Origin of the sequence: Siccirubricoccus deserti (genome assembly GCF_014283215.1) — a bacterium.
Classification (GTDB): domain Bacteria; phylum Pseudomonadota; class Alphaproteobacteria; order Acetobacterales; family Acetobacteraceae; genus Siccirubricoccus; species Siccirubricoccus deserti.
Genome location: NZ_JACOMF010000163.1, coordinates 1 through 3,132 on the forward strand (window position 1 = coordinate 1; position 3,132 = coordinate 3,132).

General features: G+C 62.8%; 2 protein-coding genes and 3 pseudogenes. 4 read left to right on the forward strand and 1 reads right to left on the reverse strand.

Features of this window, described 5'->3' with window-relative positions:
- Positions 1-595: pseudogene (locus H7965_RS32215) on the reverse strand (site-specific integrase); the annotation flags it as partial.
- 36 nt (positions 596-631) lie between these two features.
- Here H7965_RS32215 and H7965_RS29240 point away from each other — a divergent pair.
- The 4 genes and pseudogenes from H7965_RS29240 to H7965_RS29255 form a co-directional block, all read left to right on the forward strand.
- Positions 632-1,090, forward strand: a pseudogene (locus tag H7965_RS29240) (transposase); the annotation flags it as partial.
- Positions 1,091-1,550: 460 nt separating this feature from the next.
- Positions 1,551-2,519: a sigma-70 family RNA polymerase sigma factor gene (locus H7965_RS29245; RefSeq protein WP_186774012.1), complete on the forward strand. Its 969-nt coding sequence runs from the start codon at positions 1,551-1,553 to the stop codon at positions 2,517-2,519.
- 222 nt (positions 2,520-2,741) lie between these two features.
- Positions 2,742-2,870: pseudogene (locus tag H7965_RS29250) on the forward strand (IS481 family transposase); the annotation flags it as partial.
- 109 nt (positions 2,871-2,979) lie between these two features.
- Positions 2,980-3,132 (forward strand): transposase (locus H7965_RS29255; RefSeq protein WP_186773352.1); only part of this gene is annotated, 153 nt, incomplete at its 3' end.

Here is a 3,132-nt window from a genome sequence, read left to right on the forward strand (position 1 = left end):
AGCCTTGCCAGGTCGCGACGTAGGTGAAGTCGGACACCCAAAGCACATTCGGCTGCGGAGCCCGGAACTGCCGGTTCACCTTGTCCGCCGGGCAAGGGGTGGCCTTACCGGCGATTGTCGTCCTGACCTCCTTGCCGCGGAATGGCGCAGGAAGGCCGGCGACCTCCACCCGCGCGGTTTCCACAGCGTTAGGGCTTCTCGTACCAACGGCCCTGACGACCAGCAAAGCCAGCGCGGTGGCGGCGGCCTGGCACGGCTCGGCGGCGAGCGCCCGCATCAGCGCCTGGGTCTGCCCAGCGGTCAGGTAGCGGTCCCGGTGGGTCTCCGGCAGCATGCCGGGTGAGGCCGCCGGGTTGCGCCCCTCGAACAGCTGCCAGCGCAGCGCCAGGTTCAGCATCCCGCGCAGGGTGGCGAGGTGGCGGTTGACGCTGGCGTTGGATAGGCCCTCATCGACGAGCCGGCGGCGAAGCGCGGCCACGTCCACCGGGGTGATCTCGTCGAGCCGCTTGCGCCCGAGGGCGGGTAGGATACGCAGCCGCAGGTAGGCTTCGATGTTGCCGGCGCTGCGCAGGCGTTCCCGCACCTGCGGCAGGTAAGCGAATCAGATCACCAGGGCTTTTTCAACAGCCCCCGCGTCCATTTCGGCCGCAACGCGCTGGCGCATGCGGGCAAGACCCAGCGCCGCATCGTCTCCGCCTGGATCGGGACCGCCTACGCCCAGGAGGACGCGGCGTCAGCCCACGCCCAGTGGAGGACGGTTGCCGACCAGTTGCGCCCGAAGGTCCCCTGCCTCGCCGCCCTCATGGACGCGGCCGAGGAGGACGTGCTCGCGTCCATGGACTTCCCCGCCGCCCACCGGGCGAAGCTCCACAGCACCAACCCGATCGAGCGCCTCAACGGCGAGATCAAGCGAAGGACGGACGTGGTTGGCATCTTCCCGAACGAGGCCGCCGCCGTGCGGCTGATCGGCGCGATCCTGCTGGAGCAATCCGACGAATGGGCCACCCAGCGCACCCGCTACATGACGCTGGAAACCATCGGCACCGTCAGCGACAATCCCTCAGTCAGCCTGTCCGCCGTGACAGCCTGACCCGGCGGCCCAACCCGCCGAGGACCATCGCTACTACACCATGCGATGGGACACGACAGATCAGTGCATGTGGAGCGGCCTTTCGGATGGCTATCGCACTCGCGCCGGCTGGTGCGTGACTACGAGCGCCTGCCGTAAATAGGCAAGACCAGGATTTACGTAGCCACTTCGCGCATCATGCTCCGCTGCATCTCTGCAAGACGCGCCTACCCCAACGTATCGCCTTTCAACACGGTCAGTCGCGAGAAGAGGAGCTCCAACTTGCCCTGCGGTCGAGCACACAGATCGCATTTTCTTCATTTCATTTTGGCCATGTATCGGGACAGATATTGTTCCGGTAGACGAGGTGCCAGACTCCTAAATGTACAGGCTCGATGGGATCTCCCGGGCAACGTAGTTGCAAGGGAGGCAATGCGGATCGCGTAGAAGTCTATATTCACTTGCTCGTGAGGACCATGTAATGCACAGTGAAAGCCTTCAGCAGGCGAACTTCCTGCGTAGCCTCATGCGCTCCCCTCTGCTCGACAAGGATGAGGAGGCGAATTTGATGCAAGCATGGAAGGAACGGGGCTGCATCTTATCGAGGAACCGGATTTTCCAGGCATACTCGAAACTTTGCGTTGCCTGGGCGAGGAAGTATCGATCTTCAGGGGTCGCCGAAGAGGATCTTGTCCAGCAGGGAATGATCGGCCTGGCATCCGCTCTGGACCGTTACGAGCTCGGCAAGGGCGCCAGCTTTGGCTATTTCGCAGCGTTCCGGGTGCGGGCTGCCATCCAGGTCTATGTGGTTCAGGCAATGTCGACGGTCTCCTACAAGCGAGGCGGACGGCACAAATCATTGGTCTTCTCCCTTCGGCGCTTCTCGCGCGATTGCCAGGCGAAAGCTTACGCGGAGGGACGCGAGATCACCCTCTATGAGGTCCATCAGAAGGCGGCCGAGGCGTTCGGTGTACCTCTGGCCGATGTCGAGCGGCTCTGGGTGATACTGGCCGGCAAGGACGAGTACCTCTCCAATCCGATCGGCGAGGGCAGCACAACCGTGGCCGATACGATCGCTGATGAGAGCACGCCGGATTTGGATGAGCTGCTTGACTGCCGCTTCAGTCAGGTAGAGCTCTCGCAGCGCCTTGAAGATGCCTTGACAGCTCTACCCGAACGCACACGGGAAATCGTTCGCCGCCGCTGGCTATCGCTAGAGGGCCATACGCCGCGCCTGGATGACTTGGCGGCTGATTACCAGGTTTCACGCGAGCGGATCCGTCAAATCGAGGCGGATGGGCTCAGGCGACTTCGCGTACATATGAAGCAGCGTGCGACAACAGCGAGCCAAGAGCAAATCAAGCGCAACTTCGAAACTGGAAAGTTGTCTGTTCCACCTCCGCGAGCTTCCTCGCATCGCACAATACAGGCGGCCGCTATCGCCCTCTGAACACGGGGCGTGAAGCGGCTAAACTACCTCGCATCATTCACGCGAGCTGATGGGCATGGTGCAAGCCATTGACGCAGATAGGGATTGGATGCGATCCCAAAATCCTTTGGTCACTGGCGACCATGCCTACCAAAGTTGATAATGCACCGCCACTGACCGGCGTGTCAGCAGTTGGCGGCAAACCACTGATCGCCCGCTTCGACGATAGGCCCCTGTCCCGACAGGCACCGCACCCTGTTGCCCCTTGATAATGTCCTCGGCTGCCTGCGGGCTACCATCCCAGCGCACAGCCGGAGTGCCCTGCACCGCTGCTTGGTCCGCCACGGCATCTCCCGCTTGGCCCAGGGCGAGGAGGTTGTGTCCGTCAATGTGGTGGAAATTGCTGATGGGCTTGTGAGGTGGTCCCCGGATTTCGGACAGGTGGGTAAGCTCGGTTCGCCTGTGAGAAGGACGGACCCGGATGACGGGCAAGCGGACGCGGTATTCGGCGGATTTCAAGGCGAAGGTTGCTTTGGAAGCGCTGCGGGGTGAGTTGACGACGGCGCAGCTGGCGGCCAAGCACGGCATTCACCAGACCATGGTGGGCGAGTGGAAGCGACAGGCCATGGAGGGG